Genomic DNA, 24,572 nt, shown 5'->3' with positions numbered 1-24,572 from the left:
TGTCGAGTTGAGGAAGTGTGAACTAGCTCTTCCACGCATCCACGAAGTCCACCGAGTAGAGATCGGCTTGGATGCGCAGGTCGTGAACCGCGGGAGTCGTCGCGTAGATCAACGAAGAGGCGTGCAACGGGATCGCCAGTGCCTGATCGGCAATCAGCTCCTGAATCTCCTTCAACACTTCGTTTCTCGCATCGATGTCAACGGTCTGAGATTGTTTGACCAGCAACGCATTCAGCTCGGGAGTCGAGGCGATGCCTTTGGTCGAGCCGAGAGCGGGACTGAACACCAGCAGTACGTCACCGTCGGCGCGCAAGCTCTGGAAGTAGATCGATTCCCACGTGCCGTCGGTTCTCGCGGCGTTGTCCTCGGCAGTCGAGCGAGGTTGCAAGTTCACCGCGACTCCGATGTCGCGCAGCTGAGATTGGATCAGTTCGAACTGCGATTGTGGGAGGTGGTTGCGGTAGGCCAATTCAACGGTCAGTTTCTCACCATCCTTGGTTCGGAATCCGTCACCGCCGACTGTCCATCCACTGGCGTCCAGCAGTGACTTCGCACCCGACGGATCATAGGTGTACTCGGACGAGAGATCGGTGTAGCCGGGCGCTTTCACAGACAGGATGCTGCGTGCTTTCTCGTCACTCGGTGTGTAGGTGGTATCGATGATCTGTTGGGTATCGATGCCCTTCACCAAGGCGCGCCGCACGTTCAGGTCCGCAAGTACCGGCGCGAACGTGGGGTTGAGCAAGAGCGAGTCGTTGATGCCGGCAGCAATGGACGGGATGACAGTGAGTCCGGCGCTTTGTGCGCGGTCGACGTCTGTGCTCGGAATGTCGATCGCGGCGTCCAGTTGTCCTGACGTCAAACCGCCGATTCGCACCGAGGATTCGGGGACCACCAAAAAGGTGATCGAATCCAGATATGCCTCTCCCTTGTTCTTGTTGAGTGAGGATCCCCAGTGGTACCCGTCCCGACGGGCGAGTACGACCTTCGCGTTGGTCTCCAGTTCTTTCTGTACGAATGGACCTGAAGCGATAACGCCCTGGGCGCAGCGTTCTTCGGGCGTCTTCTTCAAGGATTCCGGTGCGATGATGGCGAGCGTGTCGGAGCGGGCGGCTTGAAGGAATCCTGCCGATGGTTCCGAGAAATCGAGTGCGACGGTCGAGGGGTCGAGTACCTCGGCCCCGATGAAGGTCGCGAGATGAGATTTCGCAGTGGTTGCGAAACCGCTGTCTCCCAGTCTTTTCTGGCTCTCGAAGTTATCTGCCACGACCTGTGCATCCAGACGTTCGCCGTTGCTGAAGGTAACTCCGTCCTGGAGAGTGAAGACGAATCGTCGACCGTCGTTCTGGACCTCCCAGGACGTCGCCAACCAAGGAACGATCTCCCCGGTGTCGAGATTCTGGTCGACGAGTTTGTCGTAGAGGGGATGGAACGCCGTAGCGGTTTGACCGTTCAGGGTCTTGTCGATGCACGGTGGAAACGTATTGATGGCAAAGGTCAGATCGCCCCCGGACGCGGGCTCGGAGTCCGCGCTGGCAGATGGTGTTGCAGTGCTGCAACCAGCCGCAACTGCAAGCGTCGACGCCAGGATGGCGACTCGGATCGGTGTGGATGAAAGCCGCGACGTCGTCATGGACTGAGTTCCGTTCATCGTGTGGAAGTGCGAGTGGAATCGAAGATGTTGGACCGCAAGGTCGTTCCGGTGTATTCGCGCCGGAACACGCCCCGATCTTGCAGAAGTGGCACAACGGAACTGGCGAAGTCGTCGAGCCCCCTGGGGAAGTGGGTAGCCGTCAGGATGAAACCGTCAGTTGCTCCCGATTCGAAGAGATGTGTCAACTCGTCCGCTACCTCTTGCGGCGAGCCGACAATCTCGGGAGTGAGATCGTTACGCGCGAACAACTGTGCGGCTTCGGCGATAGTGAGATCCTGGGCGTCGATCAGCCGCGCCAGACGACGCGACGGACCTTTTCCCTGATCGACGACGTCGTTGATCGGAGTTGTCGGGTCGAACTGCGACAGATCGAGTCCGGCGGAGTGGGAGACCCACTCGATTGCTGCATCCGGATGGATCAGGGATCGCAGATACTCCTGCCGTTCCTTCGCGATGCTCGTCGTCTCGCCGACTATCGGTTGCACGGCGGCGACGAGGCGCACCGAATCAGGGTCGCGTCCAGCCTCTTCCGCGTAGCCGCGAATTGCCTGGCGCTTCGCTCGAAGATCTTCCTCCAACGGGTCGATCGCAAAGACCAGATCTGCCCACCGCCCACCGAACTCGCGCCCTCGCGCCGATTCACCTGCCTGGATGAAGACCGGGCGGCCCTGAGGTGATTGTGGCAAGGTGAGTGGACCCTGCACCGACAAGTATTTGCCCTTGTAGTCGGCCGCGTGAATCTTGCTTGTGTCTGCGTATATTCCGCTGTCGCGATCGGCCAATACGGCGTCGCCGTCCCACGATGACCAGAGTGCGGTGGTCGCTTCGAGAACCTCGTCGCCGCGCTCGTACAGTTCTTCTCTCGGAAGCCGATCGACTTCGGGAAAGTTGTCGTTTGCCGGACCGGGCGCCGTCATCACGATGTTCCAGGCCGCGCGCCCACCGCTGAGTATGTCGAGGCTGCCCAGAGTTCGCGCCAGGTTGTACGGGCTGTTGAAGCTTGCCGAAAGGGTTACGCCGAGACCGATACGATTTGTTACGCTGGCTACCACTGCAGCCAACTGCGTCGGATCATGTTGAAAGCCGGTCAGCAGACCGTATTTGGTGTGGCCGTCGACGTAGTGCACACGCTCAGGTATCAGTATCAGGTCGAATTTCGCTCGTTCCGCGGCTTGCGCGTATCGCTCGTAGAGCACTCTGTCCTCGAAGGCATTCTCCGAGTACGAATGTCGCCACATTCCCGCACTGTGCATACTCGGAAACACCATGTAGGCGCCGAGGATCATCTGTCGTGTCATCGCTGGTCCGGATTCCTTGGTGTGTGATGGATGTCAGTGGAGACGGGTCGTTCGGGGTCGGCGCTCCACCCCGACCACGACGCGACGTAGACCGCGGAGCTGATGCCGACCGCTGCAAGCGCCAGTGCGTTGTGCGACGCGGCAACTCCGCCGCCGCAATAGGACACGACGGTGCCACCACGCTCTATTCCGAACTGGTGGAAGTATTCTCGTAACTCGCGGTCGGGAAGTAGGAAGCCGTTGTCGTCGAGTAGGTCAGTTGCCGGCGCTGAGATAGATCCGGGGATGTGGCCGCCGCGGAAACTGCTCGATCCTCGGGCGTCGAGCAATCTGCCGGCCGATGCCGCGCGCAGGGCGCCTTCTGCGTCGGCGAGAGTCGTGCTAGCGGTGGAAGGTGGTACGGGCATCGAATCGTTTGTCGATATGGGTTTTCGGGATGAAGCCCATGCGGACGATCCGCCGTCCAAGTACCGCACTGAACGTCCCGCCCAGCGAAGCGTGAACCACGCGCGGGCCGCAAGCAGGGGGCTGTCCGAACTGTAGACCACGATGTGAGCATCGGCGGATACTTTCAGATCGTTCAGTGTTCTTCCGAATGCGTCGAGATCGGGCAGTGGTCGATTCCCTTCAGTCCCGCCACCACTGCTTTGAAAGTCGTTGATCGACAATGTGATGGACTGCGGCGCAGTAATGATTCCGGCTCCGCCCTCGCTGTTGTCTCGTACCACGTTGACGACGACGAGCGTCCGATCGAAACGAATGAGTTCGCGGAGTTCGGTTGCGGAAACAATGACTGCGCGACGCTCGATTCCCCCTGCTTCTGGCATGAAAGATATTGTGTAACAATTGCTTCAGTCAAGAAAGAGATAAGATCGAGGCAATCTTTACTCATGGCGCCACGGCTGCCAGCACTTGTCCGGCATCGATGACATCTCCCACCGTTACTGTCACCGCCGAGACGATTCCGGGTGAGGAAGCACGAAGGGCAGTCTCCATCTTCATGGCTTCTACGACCGCGACGACATCACCTTCCGACACCCGCGTTCCAGTCTGCAGCACTGCCAGCACGGTTCCCGGCATCTTCGATGTGATCTCTCCGTCGCTGAGATCGGAATCCTTTGCTGTATAGACTTTCTCGATCACCTTCACGGTCCAGCCACCAACGCACACCCATGTACCGGTGCCGACTCCGAGGCGTCCAGCGGTGGTTGTCAAACCATCGGCGACCAGGCTGAGTGTCACTTCGTCGGTTCCGCCCCTGACGACCACCGAAATGTTCCGGCCGTCGGCGGCGACAATCCAGTGGTTGCTTCGTTGTGAGATGACCGTTGTCGGCACGACGCGGCCGTCGGCAATGAGTTCGCGTCCGATCGGGTCGGATCCCACCTTGCGCAATGTCTCTCGATGTAGTCCGTGGGGGCCGGTCCATGACGACCCGGTGACCGGCGATTGTTCCTCGACGGAAGTCCACACCATCGCAACAGCAGCGGCGGTGGCCTGGAGCTCTGCAGAATCCGGGATCAACCGAGTGAGGTGCTCGTCGACAAAGGAAGTGTGAATGTCATCCGCGCGCACAGCCGGTGTCGCCAAGAGCAGTCGGAGGAAACCGATATTCGAGGTTCCACCGAAGTAACTGGAGTCGGCCAAAGCTCGGTCCAATGATTCCAGTGCGGTTGACCGCGTCGGACCGCTTGCTATGACCTTTGCGATCATCGGATCGTAGAACGGCGCAATGCTGCCGGCACCCTCGAAAGCACTGTCGATGCGAACCGTCGACGGCCAGGCTACGTCCACGGAATGTGAAGGTGCGGGCCGAAATCCGTTCGACGGATCCTCGGCGTAGATTCTGGCTTGCACCGCGAAACCCCGCAGCGCGATATCGCGCTGCTGTAACGGCAAACGGGCGCCGAGGGCGATGTCGAGTTGCAGTTCGACGAGATCGACGCCGGTCACTTCCTCGGTGACCGTGTGTTCGACTTGTAGGCGCGTGTTGACTTCGAGGAAGTAGTAGCGGTTTTCGGCGTCAACCAGAAATTCGACGGTTGCCGCATTCACGTAGCCGACGCCTCCGAGTAGTCGCAGAGCGTCGTGCTGCATGGCTCCCAGGACCGATTCGGGGACAGAACTTGCCGGTGCCTGCTCGATGATCTTCTGGTGCCGACGCTGTAGGGAGCATTCACGGGTGAAGAAGTGAACTCCTGTACCGAAGGAATCGAAGAGGACCTGAACTTCGATGTGACGCGGACGCTCCACCAGCGTTTCGATCATCAGGTCGCCGCGGCCGAAGTTCCTTTCGTTCAAACCGATTGCAGAGGTGATGACCTCTCGTGCGTCATCACCCGGATGTAGTCGAACCATCCCCTTGCCGCCGCCCCCGAACACCGGTTTCAGCAGCACCGGCACGTCGAGAGATCGAACGTGACCGAGGACGGTATCGGGATCGGCGCTTGCCTCGCCCCACGCGGTGAGAGTCGGGATGCCGGCGTCAGCGGCGGCCTTCTTCGCTCTTGCCTTGTCTCCGAGTAGAGCGATGGATTCAGCGGCCGGACCGACGAATGTCAGACCTGCAGCGACGACGGCTTCAGCGAAATCGGAGTCTTCGGAGAGGAATCCGTAACCCGGGTGCACGGCATCGCAATCCGCGGCCAGCGCGGCCGCAATGATTTGATCCGAATTGGTGTAGGACTCCGAGGGGATGTCTCCGTCCAGAACCACGGTGTGATCGGCGAGGCGATGCCACTGTGCGTGTGAATCGACGGGGGAGGAGATCGTCACTACCGACATGCCGAGACGACGGGCCGTGCGCGCGATGCGCGTGACGATTTCACCCCGATTGGCGATGAGAAGTCGAGTCATGTTCTCACATCCTGAAGACGCCGAAGCGCGTTGTTCCGTGATTGCGGGGAAGCATGGACAGCGCGAGTGAAACCCAGGATCGCGTGTCGACCGGGTCGACGATCGCGTCCACCCACAGCCTGGATGCGACGTACACCGACTCGCCCTGCCGGTCGTAACCTTCGCGTATCGGCCGTTTGATTTCCTCGATTTCCTCTTCCGTGAGCGGAGTTCCGCGTGTGCGCGCAGATTCGATCTTCATCAATGCCATCACCGACGCTGCTTGCTCGGAGCCGACCACGGTGGTCTTCGCGTTCGGCCACACGGCCATGAAGTCAGGACCTATCGAGCGTCCGCACATCGCGAGGTTTCCCGCCCCATAGCTTCCGCCGATGACGATGCTGAGCTTGGGAACCCTGGCGCAGGCAACGGCATTGACCAGTTTCGCTCCGTGTTTGGCGATACCTTCCGCTTCGTACTGCTTCCCGACCATGAATCCGTTGACGTTGTGCAGGAACAACAATGGGATGTCTCGTTGTGAGCACAGTTCGACGAAGTTCGCGGCCTTGAGGGAGTCCTCCGAAAAGAGCACACCGTCGTTCATGATGACCCCGACGGTGTACCCCTCGATGTGGCCGGTCCCGCAGACGATGGTTCGGCCGTAATTCGCTCGGTACTCGACTAATTCGCTGGCATCGAGCAGGTGGGCCAGAACGTCGCGCGCGACGATCGGGGTTTTCGAGGAAGCCGGGATCACCGTGTCGAGCGATTCGGGGGAGTGAAGAGGTGGTCGCGGAGATCGTGACGGCGCCCGTACCTCTCGTCGATCACCGCGGGCGACGATGTCGGCGATCATGCTCAGAGCCTCGATGTCGTCGTTGGCGATGTGATCGACGACGCCGCTGATCACCCCGTGCACGTCGGCGCCGCCGAGCTCTTGCGGTTCGACGTCGACACCGGTTGCAGCCTTGACCAACTGAGGGCCGCCCAGATAGACGGTGCCGGTACCGCGGACGATGACGGTCTCGTCGCACATCGCTGGGATGTATGCACCTCCAGCCGTGCAGGAACCCATGACCGCTGCGATCTGAACGATGCCGTCCGCCGACATTTCGGCGATGTTCTTGAACATCTCGCCGAAATGGTGCTCGTCGGGGAAGATCTCGTCCTGCATCGGAAGGAAAACACCTCCGGAATCGACGAGATAGACACACGGCAGCCTCAGCCGACGAGCGACGGATTGCAATCGCAGTTGCTTCTTGACGGTCAGCGGGTAGTAGGTGCCGCCCTTGACGGTGGCGTCGTTCGCGAAGATGGCGCAGAGTGAGCCGCGGATGAGCCCTACGCCCGTGACCAGACCAGCCGACGGGAGTTGCTCCTCGTACACCTCGAATCCGGCCAGTTGTCCGATCTCGAAGAACGGGGACTGCACGTCGAGAAGAGCATCGATGCGTTCGCGAGCGGGCAATTTGCCGCGAGCCCGGTGCTTGGCGACCGACCGCTCGGGTGCCCCGTGAACGGACAAGTGTTGCGCGTCCGCAACTCGATCGCGAATTTGCTTGTATGCCAGTAAGTTCTGCTCGCGGGTACCGGGGTCGAGTTGTGCGGTGCGTTCAATGACGGGCATGGGACGTACCTACTGTCGGTTCGGAGGAAGCTGTGCGGAGGGAGAATACGAGCGCAGTCGCTGCTGCAGTGATCAGTGCGACGATTGCCGACCACACGCGTTCATCGGATGCGAGAGGTCCGACTACAGAGGCGATGCCGGCAATCCCCTGCTGTACGAGTCCGCAGTACGCGACGGCGATGGCTCCGCCTTCAGCAAAATGCGTCACTGCTGATGCTGCCGAGTTCGGGAAGAGAAGTGATTGCCCAAATGTCAGTGCGATGTATCCGAGCAGGAAGACCGCGAGCAACGGCGTGGAACCGAGTGGGGGATACCAGCAGAGCATGAGGACGAGGCCGGCAAGCAGCATGCACAGCGCACCTCGACGCATCAACTTCTCTGAACCGACGGTTGTGGCCCTTCGATTGACGTAAAGCGCGCCGCTGAAGTAGGCGGTTCCGTAGAGGATTCCGAAGGCTCCGAATGCCCACGGTTGCAGGTCGAATCGATCGCTGAACAGGAAGGGACTCGATTGCTGCACCAGCACTATCGCGCCGAAACCCAGGCCCCCCGCAATGGCTGGTTTGTAGAACTGGGGTGTCAGGACTATGGCATTCCACCGAACAACGCGTTCGTTGTTGTCGCGGACTGTGGTGTTCTCGGTCCTCAGTGCCACCGCAGCGAGTGCTGCTCCGAGTACTCCGAGCACGCCGAAGCCGGTTCGCCACGAGGTGAACGACGCGAGAGCGCCGCCGATCAGTTGGCCACCGCCCAGTGCCACCACAAATGCCATCGACAACAGCGACAATCGACTAGCCAACTCCGAACCGGTGAACTTGTCCTTCACCATCATTCGCACGATGATGGCCGCACCCCCTGCTCCGATGCCTTGAACGATCCGGCCGATCAGTAGTACGGCGGCGCTCTGGACCAAAGCCAATGCAACGCAGGCGATCACGAACAATACCAAGCTGGACAACAGTGCCGTCCTGCGTCCGAGTCGATCTGCCAACCGCCCCCACACGACCACTGGAAGTGCGGCACTGATCACGAAGAGTGTCACAGACCACTTCACCACGGAATCTTCGATGCCCAGATCCGTCGCGATCTTCGGCAGTGAAGGGAGGTAGATGGTCGTGGCCATTTGTGCTGTCAACACGACGGCACAAGCCAGAGGTGTCACTGCGACAGTGCGGTCGTCGCTCATTCCGTGACTCTTCGTAGGACGTCGGCGAAGCGCTCGATCGTTGCATGTGGAAGGTCCGCCCGAAGCATCAGTCTCAGCCCGGCTTTGCCCCGGCCGATGACAGGGAAGAAGACCGCCGATGTGTAGAAACCGCTAGCCAGCAGTTTCTGTGCTGCGGTGATGGTTTGTTCTTCCTCGTGGAGCGTGACGAAGCGGATCGGGAGTCCATCGCCCGATGCCGGCGTGTCGACGAGCGAATCGAACAGTTCGACAACCGTGCGGAGTTGCCGCTGCCGCTTGTCGACCTCTCCGCTGCGGTGGAGCTCCACGGACGCCGCAATAGCACCCAGCCCGGCTACGTTCACACGCTGCGACCACGTCAACGGGCCGCCGTAGCGAAGTGCGAGATCACGATTTCGGCTGCCCCCGTTCCGACCGAGTGCGATCGCGCCGCCGGAAGCACCGAATCCCTTGTTCAGTGATGTCAGCAAGAATGTTCGATCATTGAGGCTGCCGATGAGATCCAGGACCGCGCCACGCCCGTTGTGTCCGATGACCGAGGTGCTGTGCGCCTCGTCGAGAACGAGAATCAGTCCGTATTTGGCCTGTAATGCAAACAGTTCGTTCAGCGGCGCCTTCCCGCCTGTGCTGTAGACGGTGTCCGCCACGTATGCCACCTGAGAATTTGTTCGGCAAAGACTTTCGAGTTCATCGACGTCGTCGTGCCGAATGGTCACGATCGTCGTTTCGTCGGCGACGCTCGCCTTCATGGCATTGAGGCAGAAGTGTGCGTTCTTGTCGAACACCATGAGGGGAGGTTCACCGCCGGTGAGCAACCCGGACGCAACGAGGGGGAGCAAACTCCACGCAGCGTTTGCGGCGGATCCGAGGGTGAGCACATGTGCGTCAAGCAGTTCGCTCAACGCGGCCTCTGTGTCGTCGAGAAGGCTGGAGTGGACTCTCATCCGCGAGATGGAACTGTTCAACGTTCGTTCGCGCTCGAGAGCGGCGATCGCACCCGAACGAATTCGGTCGTCGGTGTCGAGCCCCAGATACGAGTACGTGGAGAAGTTCTCGAATTCGTATCCTTGGATCGTCCGGTGTTCGAAACCTGCGACGCGATCGGCGGTGATATCGGCCAGACCCTCACTGACTGCGCGATCCCAGAATGGGTTGCTCAAATCAGCAGCACGCCTGAGGTTGGAGTACAGATTCCTATCTTTCAAGCTCTCGGCAACCGTCATTTCGCGGCTGGTCCCTTCACTGGATTCGATAGCGGAATTACTGCGTTGATGCACTGAGATGCATCATCGTCAGTTGACATCGCTCATTGAGAACGAAAGACAATTCGATGTCAAGCATTACGGAATCGAGACGCCGAGAAAAAGGAAGAAACCCTATGGTTTGGAACTAGTTGAATCTGTAACTTAAGGCATTGTTGCAGTTCAGTGACGGTGATGATTTATCACGATTTCCCGTGATAAATCGGATAATGCCGTGAGTCACAGACTTGTGTGCACTTCCGCGTGATGTTCGAAGAATATTATGATCCGCATGCGTCAAAGGGTTGGCACGGAAGCGATAAGGCTTCTGTCTCATATTTTTCGAGGATCTCGTGGAGGTTCGGCAATCAGGCGATCCTGTATCTGGAATCGATTTTCTTCTTAATGAATTTCAAAACGTGTTAGGTCCGCTTATCGAATTCTTTACTCGGAGGATGGATGATCCGGCAATGATTCATCCTCGTCGCGACCACTTGCCGCGCAGAAGCATCAGTGCGGTAAGGGTGAGGCCCCATCCGATCGTGGACAGTGCGACGCCCACGCCTGCCTGTCCGGTGACATCAGTACTGGCGTCGGAACTGAATGCTGTGGTGAATCCCGCAGCCGTGCCGGCAGCTGCAGTCAGGCCGCCTGCCTTCATCCATCGCGACCGATGTGCGGAAACGAAACACGCGAGGATCACCGTTAATCCGCAGGCAAACACCTGCCAGGGAGGAAACTGCGTCGGGGCAGGCAGGCCGGGGCCGCGGAATCCGCCTTTGTAGTCGGCTGACCAGCTGAGCCAGCCCACACAAGACAGAAGGCCCAGCGCAAAGGCCAACAGGCCGGTGCGCCACAGTCCGAGTGGGCCCGATCCCGTGCGCCCGGCGTCGAGGGCGGTCGTGGAGTGCTCCACGCCAGTTCGTTCCGAACGCCAGATTGTCCAGATGATGCTCGCGCCGATAGTTGTGGGCACGCCGACGAAGATGAATGCAATCCAGAGAAACTGCGGCCAGGAAAACTCGAGATCGACAGTCATGATCGGAGTATGCGCGAACTTCGAATCCTGTGCGCCCATCTACCGATCTGGCGAGTTGCGGGTCAACCTTCCTCGATCTTCTGCACATGTGTACTTGTCGGGTCCAGGTCGATATTCCGTGCGTTGATCAGTCGAAGCCTGGGCACCGGATCGCCCGTGGTGTCGTCGATCAAGATCGAGTGTGGCTCATCGTCATCGAAGGCGTGGCGCTCTCCCCATTGCCGCAGGCTCGTGATCACGATGAACAGATCCATACCGCGTCCGGTCAGGATGTACTCGTTGCGGGTACCTTGCTCGTTCGGCCGGACTTCGAAAATTCCTTGCTCGACAAGGGTTTTCAGCCTGTCCGTCAAGATATTCTTTGCGATGCCCAGGTTTCGCTGAAACTGACTGAACCTCGACGACCCGTCGAAGGCGTCTCGCACGATCAACAGCGACCATCTGTCGCCGATGATGTCGGCCGCTCGGGCCGTCGGGCAGTGTGGGTCCGTCCATTGCGTGCGATCAGGCATCGGGTTCCTCATTGGTTGCGTTTTAAAACTGTATTGACATAGTCTTCAAATGGTATCAAAACGCAACCAAATTGAGGTGGAAGTGACTGCACGTCAATCTGTCGAGAACGCACGGGACAAGTTCAAAATGCCGCGTGGACTTCGCCTGTTGCTCGCGGTGCTCTGCGGTGTCTCGGTAGCCAATATCTACTACGCACAGCCGCTCCTCGGGCAAATCGGTTCAGATCTTTCCATCCCTCCGGCCGGCCTCGGCTTCGTAGTCGCGCTCGCCCAAATGGGTTACGTGGTGGGGTTGATCGTGTTGGTGCCACTGAGCGATCTCGTGAATCGCAAAAAATTGATCGCAATCCAGATCGTCTCTGCTGCAACAGGAACGATGCTTGTTGCTGTGGCCGCCACGAATCTGCAACTGCTGATCGGGATGGCCGTCGCAGGCACCTTCTCGGTCGTCGTTCAAGTCGTAGTCGCCTACGCTGCGGCAATCAGCGACCCAGATGAGCGCGGCGCAAACATCGGTGTGATCACCAGCGGCGTTGTCGTCGGCATCATCCTCGCTCGAACTGTCGCCGGCGCAGTTGCGGATCTGGCAGGCTGGCGGGCGGTCTACGCCGGATCCACCTTGATTTCGGTCCTCATCGCGGCTCTCGCGTTGACGATGCTGCCGAAAGACCGTCGTTCGCAATCGGATCGGGGTTCGTACGTGGGTGCAATGGGATCGGTCGTGACATTGACTCTTACGAACCGACTATTTCGCACGAGGGCTCTGATCACCCTGTTCCTGTTCGCGTCCTTCGGTGCGCTCTGGAGCGGTATGGCATTACCACTGAGCGAGGAGCCATGGCGATTGTCGACCACACAGATCGGGCTCTTCGGAATCGCCGGATTGGTCGGAGCATTGGGCGCGGTCGGTGCCGGACGTTGGGCCGATCAAGGCAAAGCCCAACGCGTCACCGGGGCGTCGTTGGTCGTTCTCTTGCTGTCGTGGGTTTTCAACGCGCAGGCGACGCACTCGCTGGTGTTACTCGTAGTCGGTGTTGTTGCGTTGGACTTCGCTGTGCAGGCTGTTCATGTCTCGAGCCAGAACCTGATCGTCGCGGATGAACCGGAATCGGCCGGGCGGACCATCGGTAGTTACATGGTGTTCTATTCGTTGGGCAGCGCGGCTGGGGCGGTTTCCACCACTATGGTTTTCGACGCGGCAGGGTGGGGCGCTGCAAGTATTCTCGGCGGCGCCTACGCGTTTGCAGCCTTGATCGTGTGGACGGTCGATCGATTGCGGACCCGCAACACCCTAGGGAGTTGGGAGCCACGTCCTGGCCGCGATGACCAAGGCGTTCACACCGATGGTCAGGGTCGGCTCGATCACGGGAGCGTAGTGCGGGGAGTGGTTCGACGGCACGGTTCGCAAAGCCGGATCGGTCATGTCACCTGTCGTGAACAGTGAAGGGTCGGTACCGCCCAACAACCAGTACGACAGTGGCGCACCGGCACTGGTCGCGAGAATGCCGACGTCTTCACTACCTGCTCCTGCGCCGGGATCGAGAATCTTGTTCGTCCCCAACCATTCGGCAAACGCATCGAGTGTCTTGTCCAGCGCCGCCGGGTCATTGACGACGATCGGAAAGTGCTCCGTCTCGGTGATGGTCGGTGGGGTGGGTGCGCCGGCGGTGGCCGCTTCGCCCTGGACGATGCGGTCGACGCTGTCCAGGATGCGCTGACGCACACCTGCGTCGTAGCTGCGGATGTTGAGTTGCAGTTCTGCTTCGCCGGGAATGACGTTGGCGGCATCTCCAGCATGGATGGAGCCGACGGTGAGGACAGCTGTTGCAGTACTCGGAACCTCGCGTGAGATGACAGTTTGCAAACGCAACACGGTTTCGGCCGCCATGACCACGGGATCGACCGAGTTCTCCGGCATAGATCCGTGGGCGCCCTTTCCGACCAGTCTCACACGAAGTGAGTCCGATCCCGCATACGAGGGGCCGGCGTGCCCGGCGATCGTGCCTGCCGGTAGCAGCGATACGTGTTGGCCGAGAACGATGTCGGGCTTCGGGAATCGCTCGAACAGTCCGTCGTCGACCATGGCTTGCGCACCCGCGCCAAGTTCCTCCGCCGGTTGGAAGACGAGGACAAGAGTGCCGGACCAGGTCGTCGTGTCCTGCGAGAGGATCCGGGCTGCACCGAGTAAGCAGGTCGTATGCAGGTCATGGCCGCACGCGTGGCTGACCGAGACGGTCTTCCCCTGGTCGTCGGTCGTTGTCACGGTGCTGGCGTAGTCCAATCCGGTTTCTTCCCGAACCGGGAGGGCGTCCATGTCCGCACGCAGCAGCGCTGTGGGGCCCGCTCCGTTCTTCAGGACTCCGACGACTCCGGTTGTCCCGACGCCGGTAGTCGTGTCGAATCCCAGTGCTGTCAAATGTCCTTCCACCAGACTGGATGTTCGATGCTCGTGAAATCCAAGTTCCGGGTTGCCGTGGAGGTCTTTGTACAGGTCGATCAAATCCAGATCCACTGCGATCGTTTCGTGCACTGACGAGGTCATGAGAGTCCTCTCGGTAGCGTCTTTTCAGGCTAACCGGGATGACGGGTCGGTAAACAGGACCTTAGGCCCCACCGCGTCCGCGATGCGGAGTTCTGGTGCTACGGCACGTAGAACGATGCGACACCTGGGGTGATGATGGATCCGGCCACAGACGTCACGGCGACAGCGACTTGACCGGTCCCGGTCTGCACGATCGCCCCTGCCGGGACTCCGTTCAGACCGTCCGAGAGACGAGCGGAGCCGGAGACCCCGGTCGAAAGGTTCAGCCAGCGCACTTCGGACGAGAGCAGGCATCCTTAGCGGTCTTCCTTGCCCCCGGTGATCGTCACTGTGCCGGGTAGTTCGCCGACTACAGCTACGCAGCGGACCGCCGGCGCGTCGAAGCTGCCGTTCGGGTTGCCGTACGGCGCAGGGTTGATCTGGAATGGAATGGTCACCGCAGCGGATGCGAGCGCTACCGACGTCAGAGCCGACGTGATCACGACGGATGTGCAGGCGCTCAGTCGGCGAACGAGATTCATCACGGAGGCCTCCAGCCATATCCAGGCGATTTGCTTATTCCCCGACATAACGTCTTGGTCGTAACTTCCCTTCTTGCACCGCCGCATTGAAGACGACAGCCTCACCATATCCGGTTGCACAGGAGAATTCAGGTACTCGTCGCTATTCGATACCTGTAGCGGCCTCAGATGCCGTCCGTCGAACCGCTCGAGGGGATCAGAACGCGCGGATTCAAGATGTTGTTGGGGTCGACAGCGTTCTTGATGGTCCTGTTCAGTTTGCTGACGACGGGATCGAGCGAGTTCGACAAGCGATCTCGTTTATCTTGTCCTACACCATATTCTGTTGCTGCGAATCCGCCCAGAGTGCTCACGAGTTGATAGATTTCTTGTCGCGCCGCGGAGGCGGATTCAGCGGCGGCCACGTCTCCGATGGGGTAGTTGAGGACTGGGTGCGTGAGCTCGTCGGCTGCGTGGGTGTAGCTGACGATGGTGGTGCTGTAGCGCTTCGCGATGTCGGCTATACCGTCGGTGAGCTCGGGGAGTCTGTCGATGGGTACCGCGACGTCGTCGCCGATGACCACCCCTTTCTGCTCGAAGGCTTCGTAAACGGCATAGCGGGGGCGGATGAACAGTTCGCCTTCGTGAGGGTCGTCGGTAGCGTATGTAGCTGTGGCTCGATGCTTTTCGCAGAGAGTGCTCATCAAATTCATCTCTGTCTCTGCGCCGTTACCGGCGTCGGATCGCCCGATCAGGAGTGCTCCGGCATCGGTGTCCAGTTCCATGTTGAGGAATTCTTCCGCCACCTTGATCGCTGCGTTGTCGAGGATTTCGAGTTCTGAAGGGCGTATTGAACTTGTGATATCTCGGGCAGCGGCAACTGCGTCGGCCATGAGTGGAAAGAAGGCCACCAATGTGTGGGGAGTCGGAGGCTGAGGGATGAGTCGCAGCGTCAGTTCGGTTATCACACCGAGCGTTCCTTCACTACCGACGAATAGCTTGGTCAATGCAAGCCCTGGGGTGTCTTTGATCCGTTTTCCGCCCAGTTCGGCGACGGATCCATCAGGCAGCACAACCGTCATACCCAGGATGTAATCACTGGTGACGCCGTATTTTATGCAGCACGGTCCGCCTGCGTTGGTGGCGGCATTACCGCCGATGGAACAGATTTCATAAGACGACGGGTCTGGTGGATAGTACAAACCTTCGCGCGCGGCAACAGCCTTGATGTCATTGGTGATTGCCCCTGGTTCGACGATCGCGGTTCGTGACGAGACGTCCACTCGAATAGATTTCATTCGCTCGAGGCTGAGGGTGATAGCGCCGTCGACGGCGGTGGATCCGCCGACGACGCTCGTGCCGGCGCCCCGTGGAATGACCGGGACATTGTGACTGTTGGCGAAGCGCAAGGTCTCCTGGACATCTGCCGTCGTCGAAGCACGTACGACGGCGATCGGAGTGCCGGCTGCGGGATCGAAACTCCAGTCCTGACGATAGGACTGGAGTAGATCTGGATCTGTGATCATCGCACCCGGCGACAATCGTCGGGCGAGCGTGTTCAAAGCGTCGACATTGACCATGATCTGGCTTCAGCCTTCCGATCCGAGATGTGAAACTCATTGTGTCCAGGGCATGTCCGTGGACCTAAGAGTTGAAAGTTAGTATCTCGAGTGCGGTTGAGATCCACCGAATGTGGCGTACGTCATATGTTGCTGAGGTCGGTCAGTACCTGATCGAAGGCACCGGTACGTCCAGGTGTCACTACCTTCTGAAACAGTGTCAGGACACATTCGTCAAGGGCGTCGGTTGCCGTGAGGGTTCTTCTGGTGACGATACTTCTACCGGACCATCGCCCACGTTCCATGTGTGCCAATACGATTCCGTCACGCCGGGCTGTTGCCTTTCGGCCCGAGGAATGAACGAAGAGGTATCTTCTGCCCGCGATATCGACTTCGCACAGCTTGTTCTTGCGGCGCATGGCCTTGGGTCTCTGGTCGATCAGAGTCCCGATCGTTCCGTCGGACAACCGAAGTGATGCAGGTCGGCCTTTGCGGAATGTGAGCCTTGGTCGATCCTGCTCGGCTGTTGACGATTTCCTCTTCCGCCCGCCGGAAACGCTTACTAATTCGTCGTCTGGTGCGGGAATCAGTTCGCCTTGGACGCTCCCCGACGGATCGAATATCGATACGGCCGAACCACCTTCGGCAAGGTTCACGAACCAGCCGGTCTCTGTAGGGGTGTTCCATTTCATGTAGATGATTATTCTTCATCGGTGCCGAGGAACGTCAGCAGATAGTCCGAGACGAGGATCGCAGTTGTCGGGAAAGACCTCGACGGACTCGAGCACCAAATCGCGCAGTGCATCGATCACTTCGCCTCGTGACGGAGCTTCTTCGCTGAATTCGTTGACAATCGCTTCGACGGCCAGACGATGAAGAGCCTGGTGCTGGTCGACGACGTGGCGTAGGCGGGGAAGCATGCCGCGTACGGTGTCAGGCTCGAGTGAGTGGGCGATAAATCCGACGGCTCGCCCGTCGAGGTTGCAGGTCAGGCTGTAGTAGTCGTCGTCCAATCGCTCACCGTCGGACAAGATGTAGTGCCCGCGGACAAGGGTGCCGAGCGCTTCGTCAGTGATGCCGAAGCCGGAGTCTGTCGTCACGAGAGCAGCCTAAAGGTCGACGAGGGCAAGGCGTAGTTCTGCTGAGACGGCCACAACGTCCGAACCGTGGCAGGAGCTGTTTTTCGCCAATCCACTCGCAATGTCCCGCTGACTGGGCATCCGGAACCTTCTGCGCCGCGACTGCCTTAGCGTTCTACGTCGATAACCACGTGAAGGGATTTGTTCAATGGCTAAGAATCAGGCACCCCCCGCGACACAAGCCAAGGACATCGTTGTCGATCTACTGGTGATCGGGTCCGGTACCGGCATGGCTGCCGCCCTCACCGCGAACGAACTCGGCTTGTCCACGCTGATCGTGGAGAAGACGCAGTACGTCGGCGGTTCGACGGCGCGGTCCGGTGGTGCGTTCTGGATGCCTGCCAACCCGATCTTGGCGAAAGCCGGTGCGGGCGACACCGTTGAGCGAGCGAAGACATACGTGCGTTCGGTGGTCGGTGATACTGCCCCTGCCCAACGAGGAGAAGCCTTCGTCGACAACGGTGCGGCCACTGTCGACATGCTCTACCGCACGACGCCCATGAAGTTCTTCTGGGCCAAGGAATACTCCGATTACCACCCCGAACTGCCGGGCGGTAGCGCCGCCGGACGTACCTGCGAGTGCCTGCCGTTCGACGCGTCGGTACTGGGAGCGGAACGCGGTCGCCTGCGCCCCGGTTTGATGGAAGCCGGACTGCCGATGCCGGTGACGGGTGCGGATTACAAGTGGATGAACCTGATGGTGAAGAAGCCGAGCAAGGCTTTTCCCCGCATCATCCGCCGCCTGGCGCAAGGCGTTTACGGCAAGTACGTCCTCAAGCGTGAATACATCGCGGGCGGTCAGGCGCTCGCCGCCGGACTGTTCGCCGGTGTGGTCCAGGCCGGTATCCCGGTGTGGACGGAAACGTCGTTGGTTCGCCTCATCACCGAAGATGGCCGCGTAACGGGTGCAGTTGTGGTGCAAGACGGACGTGAAGTGACGGTGACCGCTCGGCGCGGTGTCGTCCTGGCAGCCGGCGGGTTCGACCACAACATGGAGTGGCGCCACAAGTACCAGTCGGAGAGCCTCGGTGAGCATGAGAGCCTGGGCGCAGAGGGCAACACCGGCGAAGCGATCGAGGCAGCACAAGAGCTCGGTGCAGGTATCGGATCGATGGATCAGTCCTGGTGGTTCCCCGCGGTGGCAAGCATCAAGGGCCGCCCGCCGATGGTGATGCTCGCAGAGCGTGCGCTGCCCGGCTCTTTCATCGTCGACCAGACCGGTCGTCGATTCGTGAACGAGGCGACGGACTACATGTCGTTCGGCCAGCGCGTGCTCGAACGGGAAAAGGCTGGCGATCCGGCCGAGTCGATGTGGTTTGTTTTCGACCAGGAGTACCGCAACAGCTACGTGTTCGCAGGCGGTATCTTCCCCCGCCAGCCGCTTCCGCAGGCGTTCTTCGAGTCGGGCATCGCGCACCAGGCGAGCAGTCCGGCCGAACTCGCCCGAAAGGTCGGTCTCCCCGAGGATGCGTTTGCCGAGTCCTTCCAGAAGTTCAACGAGGCCGCTGCTGCAGGTAGCGATGCGGAGTTCGGTCGCGGCGGCAGTGCATACGATCGGTACTACGGCGACCCGACAGTGTCTCCGAACCCGAATCTGCGCCAGCTCGACAAGAGCGCCCTCTATGCGGTGAAGATGACGCTCAGCGACCTGGGCACCTGCGGCGGTGTGCAGGCGGACGAGCATGCACGCGTGCTTCGTGAGGACGGCAGCGTCATCGACGGCCTGTACGCGATCGGCAATACCGCGGCCAACGCATTCGGTCACACCTACCCAGGCGCCGGCGCGACGATCGGCCAGGGGCTGGTTTACGGATACATCGCGGCCCATCACGCAGCAGAGAAGTAGCTCAAACCGTAGATGCACTAGCTAGTAGATCGACCTGACGGGAGATCAGCGCGCGTTTCCGATGCCGGAACGTGCACTGGTCTCCCGTTCGGCGTGTAGCAGCAATGCCAGCTGTATGTCCCATCTCGGTAACGCTGACGTGCCGGGTGACCGAGGCGCGGTATCGTCTCCAGAAGTGATGTGAGGCACTGATTTTTTCACCAGATGCCGTGGAATGAAGTGGCGCCTGATATCGACCGGTCGGGTCGAAAGCGCAAAAACAGGTACGTACCCAGGTAATTCAACCGTGGCGTGGAGCGTCGTGAAGCGACAGCGTATGAGGTGATTCCTCATCCGCAACGCAAGGATCTCCATGTTCCACCCCATTTCCGACCATCCGGGTAGACACCCACCCTGTCGATCTTCGAACGAAATGCCCTCAGTTCGGTCCGGCATTCGTAGTCCTCGATCAACGATCGATTCAGGCACTGCCTCGATGTAAAACCCGTATCTCCTGTGCTGTCACCAGGAGATACAGACCTGCGGGTCTATGCGCGCGATCGCGTTCGAGAGTGGTCACCGTACTTCTCTCCATGGCGCAATCCGAAAATTTCACTCCAACGGAGTCTCGGTGCGATGCACCGCGTAGCTCAGCACGTACTGAGTGCTGTCTGGCGGTAGAGCCTGCGCCGGCTCCGAGCACATCAGTCAAGGAAAATATGAGTAAGCACAGAAAACACAAGCCTTCCAGCACAAAACGATTCATCGCCGTAACTGCAGGACTGGGCGCCCTTGTGGGGGCCGGAGCAGTTGTCAATGCAGGTACCGCCGGTGCGCAGGGCTGGTCGGCGAGTTGCAGTTGGGAGTGGCCGGTAAGCGGATCACTTTCGCAGGGGTACCACGCGGGACATGACGGAGTCGACTTCGCTGTCAACGTCGGCACCGCGCTTCACGCGCCGACATCGGGCACGATTTCTGTTGCCGGACCCAATGATCCGGGTGGATACGGAACGTACATCCAGTTGGAAGCGGACAGTGGCGAGCAGATTCAGATGGGCCACCTCTCCGAAACCTGGGTCGGTGTGGGGCAGCACGTCGAGGTAGGCGACCAGATCGGGGCAACGGGTAACACCGGTAGCTCCACCGGTCCACATCTGCACCTCCGCATTCACAGTGGTGGCGCCGTCGATCCCATGTCCTTCCTGAGTTCGATCGGGGCGTGCGATACCGGGTCGAGTATCGTGCCCGCACCAGCACCAGCACCCGCACCCGCGCCCGCACCGGAAGTAGCACCCGAATCCGCACCGGAACCGGCGCCAGTTCCCGTCGTCTACTCTGAGGCAGCCGAATCTGCACCGGTAGAGAGCATTCCGGAGTCGAAGGCTCCAGCGTCTGGCGAAGAGGTAGTCGTTGCGGCCGGTGATACATTGTTCGACCTCGCTGCAGAACGAGGTCTCACCTGGCAGCAGCTGTGGGACATCAATCCACAGATCGCCGATCCCGACCAGATCTTTGTGGGCGACGTAATCAATCTGTGAGAGTGGATAATTCGATACTGATCCTGGGATGAGTCAAAGATTCGTATACGACCGGTTCCAGTACCCGAGTTAACTCCGAGTTCCAGTTGGTGCGTGTGAGCGCTGCAGCCGGGCCGTGTATTTCACGGTCCGGCTGTTTGCGCGCTCCGAGAAGTGATTCCTACCGAAGTGCTGATGCGTGGCGGTTCGCTTCTTGGGCAGCCACGGCCAATCGCGGGGGATCTTGCCGATACTATTGAGCCCGTGAACCGGTCCGCGATCACCTCCCTACGTCGACGTTGGTCAGATGAGGGCGTCGACAATTTACGGGCGCAGCTGCTCGATCAGTCGCGGATCGTCAAGCCGCCCCACACTCTCGTCTCCCCATGGGCGGAGACCGATGACGGGCTGATCGATGTGCGTGGCCTGACAGCGGGTAGCGGTGGATTGGACATCCGGTATCTCACGTTGGAACGGATTGATCTGAGTTTCGCTCGGGGTGCGATCTCCGCCTTCGAATCCGAATTATTCGACTGCCGTTTCGATTTCGTGGCACTGACCGGACAGCCCCGTTTCAATCGCCGATTCGAACGGTGCAGTTTCCGGGGTGCCACGCTCTCGCGTCTGGCGCTCGGACCGAGGGTGGTCGATTGCGATTTCACTGGAGCCAAAGCACGCGGGCTCCGCTCCGTGCCCAATACTGTGTTCGAACGATGTGCATTCGACGACACAGACCTGCCTGGTGCGCAGTTCGCCGATACCTCTTTCGTGGAGTGCACTTTCGGCGGCTCACGATTCTCGGCGGCCACGAGTTTTGTGCGGTGTTCCTTCACCCGGACCGCTGTCGAGTTCTCCGAGGCGCGAGTGTCGCGAACAACGGGTGACGGCGCCGCGATTCCGGATCAATGGGCAGGTGAGGCCGATTCAGCAGTCGCACTGGAGCGGTATGCCGGTCGATATGCCCGAGCACTTGGCATGGGCGACACAGAGGGTATGGCCCTCGATCCTGAAATGGATGATTCGTAAAGGGGGAGATCGATGACTCGCGGGGTCACGTTCAGAACAGTGTTCGGTGGACCGTCGGTGCCGCTCGACTTCATCGAGGAGTTGACTCGGCTCAGACACCGGCTGAGGCGCATCGCGATGCAGTACGACTTCGATCTGTTTGTTGTCGTTGGTGGCGACATCACCGTGGTGACCGATCCGACCGGGATCCGGCTTCCACGTGTGTTTCTGGGCCGGCGCACCGCTACGGCGCAGGTACAGATGAACACTGACGACGTGATGGGGGTGTCCGACCCGCGTGCATTTCTGTACACGACGATCCATGTGGCACTGACGGAACTGATCGCGCGTGTCTCAGACCGCGACAACGACTTCGATGCGGACGGGGAGCGGGCGAAGATCGAGTTCTTGATCCTCGATGACAGTGGCGAGCGCGAATCAAAGCTGTGATGGCAATGACAAATGCTGCGCTCCCAAATTCGTCAGGCTGTTGTCGCTCTCTGGCATCAAACACTGCGGTGGGCCCAATGAATCCGGACATTCCGGCTATACGATGTGTATATACGTTGTAACCGTACGTGTCACGGGTGGCCGGTGTCGGCGCGCTTCGTCCTTGTTGTGTGAGTGTTTCGTCCCGCTCCGCCCATTTCGGGCGATTCTTCATCTAGCTGAGGTTGGTGAATCTTCGGCTTGCGTCGTGGAACGATCCTCAGGCTTCGCCCGGGCTTGACGACTGAATACGGCCTTCCGTCCGCCCGAATAGACGGACGGAAGACCTCAATTCAGTTGCGGGTGAACGCACTCGGCGATCGCGGTCGGGTCTTGTCAGGGTTGAAATTCGTCGTTGGATGAATTCTCCGGCGAGCCGGCCGCGAGTATGCGCGTCCACCACCTTTGTCGCTGCGGATCTTCGTTCCAGACGACCGGTTCAGCCAGAGCTGCGGCGGGGGCCATGATTGGCGCGGGCATAGTGGACCTCCTGGATGAAAGGTTCTTGTACAGTCGATTTCGTGCCAAGCCGTTCAGGTCAGGCTTCGATCTGTCCCTGAGTTTCTGCCTCGGAGTTGGCAGTGCTGGACGGCGGCCCCGACGCGATTTCGATCCGCCGCGGTTTCGCCTTCTCTGTGATCGGCAAGCTCACGGTCAACACGCCGTTGTCGTACGAGGCGACGATCCGCTCGGAGTCGATGTCCTCACTGATGGACAGCTGCCTTCTATACGTTCCCGTGAAACGCTCACTGGCCAGCCACGTCACTCCATCTTCGGAGAGAGCACTGCGGTGCGCGGTCAAGGTCAGGGTCGAGCCATCTACCTGTACGTCCACCGATCCCGGGTCGACGCCGGGAAGATCGGCGTGAAGGACGTAGTGATCATCGATCTTGTAGAGGTCCATCGGCATGAAACGTGGACTTCGGTTGCTGCCGGTTCCGGTAGCAAGCAAGGACTTGGTGATCGCGTCGATGTCGGTGAAGGGATCGAAACGAAGCACAGCAACACACCTCCCGTATCGTCTAAGAAAGGCCACCGTCACCTCGACGGCGACCGAACTCACTGTGCGAGAACATGATAACCAACCGATCTGGCACTCTGCAACCTTGAGTGCCAGATTCTTCGACTGAACTTCGGCTAGATTTTCGGGAGCATCTGGGGGGCGTGGCTGTTCGGTGATCACGCGATCACTCGAGTCCTGCTGGATCAGGACACCTGGGTTCAAGAATCCGCAGATGCCTCGGTTCGATCCGCCTCGAACGAGTGTGATGAAGTGCCAGTCAGCTTGTGGTGCTGGCTATTTCGTCGAGAGCTCGTTCTACGGCTTGCGCGATCTTGCTTGCCGGAGGGAGATGCTCGGCATCGGTCTGGATTCCGATCCAGAATTTGTCGTTGTAGGACGCTGCTGTGAAGCCGATTCGAACATTGCCCGCCAACGGGCCGAGCGGCCAGAGTTGGACGAGCGCTGCCCCGTCGAGCGTGAGCGGACCGCGTGGTCCGTGAACATTGGACACCACTGCACCGATCATGTGCTGTCGCTTCGCGAATTTGTCGAAGATGCCGGCTACACGCGGCGACCGAAATGTTGTTCCTGCCGCACGTGCGGACGGTTTTGCGGCCGCAGTTTGCTTCGCGACGATTGCGACGGCACGTTCCAGGTCTGTTTCTTGAAGTGGGAGGTCGATGATCATGAATCCGACGGCGTTGCGTGCGTCTCCGATTGCTGTGACTGCGACGGGGACCGATACGGCGATCGTTTTCGGAATGGACTCGCCACGATCTTCGAGGATGAATCGCAGTCCGGTGCCCGCTGCAACGAGGTAGGCATCGTTCAATGTGCCTCCCGCACTTTGCGCACCGCGCACGACCGGAGCGGTCCGGGTGCTGACGGAAGCGATGGATCTCGTGGTGCCGATTGTGCCGAGCAGTACCCGTGATCGGATCGGCCGATGTAGGAACGTCCCGATTCGAAATCGGAGGAGGTCCAGGGAACTGGCCTTCTGGGGGATGTGTGGCTCGGGGGAGTGGCCGGTTTTCGCCGTTGGTGGCGCCCCTGGGTCGGGTTTTTTCGAATCAGGCGAGGCGAACAAGCGCTCGAAAAGGTCGCTGGCCCTGGCGCCGTCGAGAACCGCATGATGCACTCGAATGACGATGCCGCACTGACCGGTTCGAGCTACAGGAATCAATGCGATGTGCCACAACGGTCGGGTGGTGTCAAGGGGTTGCATCACAAGTCGACCACAAACTGCTTCGAAGTCGGGTTCGGTGGGGCCGCGTTCCTCCAGTGAGACATGGAGGTCGACCTCTATGTTGCTTTCCGTCCACCACCATGACCCATTCCGCATAATCGGTCGTTGCCGCAACAACGGTTCCTGCGCGATCTGCGCGGCGAGTGTTCGGTGAAGATGCGCTAGATCCGGTCGACCGTCGCTGTCGACAAAGCCGCCCGGAGAGAGCAGACCGGCAATCGTGACAAGGTACGGCTGGACATCCACACCGAGCTGGAAGCTCGCAGCGTCGACGGGTGATATCGGCACGTCGGGTGTGGTGTCGACCATCTGCTGAGCCTAATCGAGGCGACACGGTGGACGACGCTGGTTTCGG

The 24,572-nt window shown here is 59.8% G+C and carries 20 protein-coding genes and 2 pseudogenes; 5 read left to right on the top strand and 17 right to left on the bottom strand.

From position 1 onward, the window contains the following. Positions 1 to 22 precede the first annotated feature (22 nt). The 9 genes from H351_RS25900 to H351_RS25860 all read right to left on the bottom strand — a co-directional run bounded on the left by H351_RS25900 (position 23) and on the right by H351_RS25860 (position 11,392). Positions 23 to 1,633 (bottom strand): ABC transporter substrate-binding protein, encoded by a 1,611-nt coding sequence (locus H351_RS25900; RefSeq protein ID WP_158510648.1) that lies wholly within the window; start codon positions 1,631 to 1,633, stop codon positions 23 to 25. A gap of 14 nt (positions 1,634 to 1,647) precedes the next feature. Next, on the bottom strand, positions 1,648 to 2,952 hold the full coding sequence (locus H351_RS25895; RefSeq protein WP_029254658.1) for an NtaA/DmoA family FMN-dependent monooxygenase: 1,305 nt from the start codon (positions 2,950 to 2,952) through the stop codon (positions 1,648 to 1,650). Further along, positions 2,949 to 3,779 carry a sulfurtransferase gene (locus tag H351_RS25890; RefSeq protein WP_029254659.1) on the bottom strand — a complete coding sequence of 277 codons (831 nt, stop codon included), beginning with the start codon at positions 3,777 to 3,779 and terminating at the stop codon, positions 2,949 to 2,951. Before H351_RS25890 ends, H351_RS25895 begins: the two co-directional genes overlap by 4 nt. 61 nt (positions 3,780 to 3,840) lie before the next feature. Continuing rightward, positions 3,841 to 5,808: an acetyl/propionyl/methylcrotonyl-CoA carboxylase subunit alpha gene (locus H351_RS25885; protein ID WP_029254660.1), complete on the bottom strand. Its 1,968-nt coding sequence runs from the start codon at positions 5,806 to 5,808 to the stop codon at positions 3,841 to 3,843. A gap of 4 nt (positions 5,809 to 5,812) precedes the next feature. Next, entirely contained in the window at positions 5,813 to 7,414 is a 1,602-nt protein-coding gene (locus H351_RS25880; protein ID WP_029254661.1) for a carboxyl transferase domain-containing protein, read from the bottom strand. Further along, positions 7,401 to 8,600 (bottom strand): MFS transporter, encoded by a 1,200-nt coding sequence (locus H351_RS25875; protein ID WP_029254662.1) that lies wholly within the window; start codon positions 8,598 to 8,600, stop codon positions 7,401 to 7,403. The genes H351_RS25880 and H351_RS25875 overlap by 14 nt, the downstream gene beginning before the upstream one ends. Then, positions 8,597 to 9,823: an aminotransferase class I/II-fold pyridoxal phosphate-dependent enzyme gene (locus H351_RS25870; RefSeq protein WP_020968692.1), complete on the bottom strand. Its 1,227-nt coding sequence runs from the start codon at positions 9,821 to 9,823 to the stop codon at positions 8,597 to 8,599. Before H351_RS25870 ends, H351_RS25875 begins: the two co-directional genes overlap by 4 nt. Positions 9,824 to 10,316: 493 nt before the next feature. Beyond that, a complete protein-coding gene (locus H351_RS25865; RefSeq protein WP_029254663.1) occupies positions 10,317 to 10,919 on the bottom strand; it encodes a hypothetical protein in 603 nt (200 codons plus the stop codon). 23 nt (positions 10,920 to 10,942) lie between these two features. Next, positions 10,943 to 11,392, bottom strand: coding sequence for a winged helix-turn-helix transcriptional regulator (locus tag H351_RS25860; RefSeq protein ID WP_029254664.1), 450 nt, complete (start codon positions 11,390 to 11,392; stop codon positions 10,943 to 10,945). A gap of 49 nt (positions 11,393 to 11,441) precedes the next feature. Between H351_RS25860 and H351_RS25855 the strand changes: the two are divergent. After that, positions 11,442 to 12,674: pseudogene (locus H351_RS25855) on the top strand (MFS transporter); the annotation flags it as partial. A 9-nt stretch (positions 12,675 to 12,683) separates the two neighbouring features. Here H351_RS25855 and H351_RS25850 read toward each other — a convergent pair. From H351_RS25850 to H351_RS25830, 5 genes and pseudogenes are all read right to left on the bottom strand, one after another. After that, on the bottom strand, positions 12,684 to 13,934 hold the full coding sequence (locus H351_RS25850) for an amidohydrolase (protein ID WP_029254666.1): 1,251 nt from the start codon (positions 13,932 to 13,934) through the stop codon (positions 12,684 to 12,686). A gap of 98 nt (positions 13,935 to 14,032) precedes the next feature. Further along, positions 14,033 to 14,455: pseudogene (locus H351_RS25845) on the bottom strand (hypothetical protein). 164 nt (positions 14,456 to 14,619) lie between these two features. Beyond that, the gene (locus tag H351_RS25840; protein ID WP_020968697.1) at positions 14,620 to 16,014 is read right to left on the bottom strand and encodes an FAD-binding oxidoreductase; all 1,395 of its coding nucleotides are present in this window, start codon (positions 16,012 to 16,014) and stop codon (positions 14,620 to 14,622) included. A 122-nt stretch (positions 16,015 to 16,136) separates the two neighbouring features. Further along, complete coding sequence (locus H351_RS25835; protein ID WP_020968698.1) at positions 16,137 to 16,685, bottom strand: hypothetical protein; 549 nt, start codon at positions 16,683 to 16,685, stop codon at positions 16,137 to 16,139. A gap of 15 nt (positions 16,686 to 16,700) precedes the next feature. Beyond that, the gene (locus tag H351_RS25830) at positions 16,701 to 17,093 is read right to left on the bottom strand and encodes a hypothetical protein (protein WP_020968699.1); all 393 of its coding nucleotides are present in this window, start codon (positions 17,091 to 17,093) and stop codon (positions 16,701 to 16,703) included. A gap of 187 nt (positions 17,094 to 17,280) precedes the next feature. Here H351_RS25830 and H351_RS25825 point away from each other — a divergent pair, with 187 nt between their 5' ends. The 4 genes from H351_RS25825 (at position 17,281) to H351_RS25810 (ending at position 21,929) form a co-directional block, all read left to right on the top strand. Then, a complete protein-coding gene (locus H351_RS25825; protein WP_020906521.1) occupies positions 17,281 to 18,978 on the top strand; it encodes a 3-ketosteroid-delta-1-dehydrogenase in 1,698 nt (565 codons plus the stop codon). A 698-nt stretch (positions 18,979 to 19,676) separates the two neighbouring features. Further along, positions 19,677 to 20,495 carry a peptidoglycan DD-metalloendopeptidase family protein gene (locus H351_RS25820; protein ID WP_228117916.1) on the top strand — a complete coding sequence of 273 codons (819 nt, stop codon included), beginning with the start codon at positions 19,677 to 19,679 and terminating at the stop codon, positions 20,493 to 20,495. Positions 20,496 to 20,738: 243 nt separating this feature from the next. Next, positions 20,739 to 21,500 (top strand): pentapeptide repeat-containing protein, encoded by a 762-nt coding sequence (locus H351_RS25815; protein ID WP_029254668.1) that lies wholly within the window; start codon positions 20,739 to 20,741, stop codon positions 21,498 to 21,500. A gap of 12 nt (positions 21,501 to 21,512) precedes the next feature. After that, complete coding sequence (locus tag H351_RS25810; RefSeq protein WP_029254669.1) at positions 21,513 to 21,929, top strand: hypothetical protein; 417 nt, start codon at positions 21,513 to 21,515, stop codon at positions 21,927 to 21,929. A 375-nt stretch (positions 21,930 to 22,304) separates the two neighbouring features. Here H351_RS25810 and H351_RS32325 read toward each other — a convergent pair whose 3' ends face one another. The 3 genes from H351_RS32325 to H351_RS25800 form a co-directional block, all read right to left on the bottom strand. After that, the gene (locus H351_RS32325) at positions 22,305 to 22,448 is read right to left on the bottom strand and encodes a hypothetical protein (protein ID WP_019747498.1); all 144 of its coding nucleotides are present in this window, start codon (positions 22,446 to 22,448) and stop codon (positions 22,305 to 22,307) included. Positions 22,449 to 22,506: 58 nt separating this feature from the next. Next, a complete protein-coding gene (locus H351_RS25805) occupies positions 22,507 to 22,968 on the bottom strand; it encodes an Hsp20/alpha crystallin family protein (RefSeq protein WP_029254670.1) in 462 nt (153 codons plus the stop codon). A 280-nt stretch (positions 22,969 to 23,248) separates the two neighbouring features. Then, positions 23,249 to 24,526: a wax ester/triacylglycerol synthase domain-containing protein gene (locus tag H351_RS25800; RefSeq protein WP_029254671.1), complete on the bottom strand. Its 1,278-nt coding sequence runs from the start codon at positions 24,524 to 24,526 to the stop codon at positions 23,249 to 23,251. Positions 24,527 to 24,572 lie beyond the last annotated feature (46 nt).

Origin of the sequence: Rhodococcus erythropolis R138 (assembly GCF_000696675.2) — a bacterium.
Lineage (GTDB): Bacteria > Actinomycetota > Actinomycetes > Mycobacteriales > Mycobacteriaceae > Rhodococcus_F > Rhodococcus_F erythropolis.
This window is presented reverse-complemented; position numbering and strand designations above follow the sequence as displayed.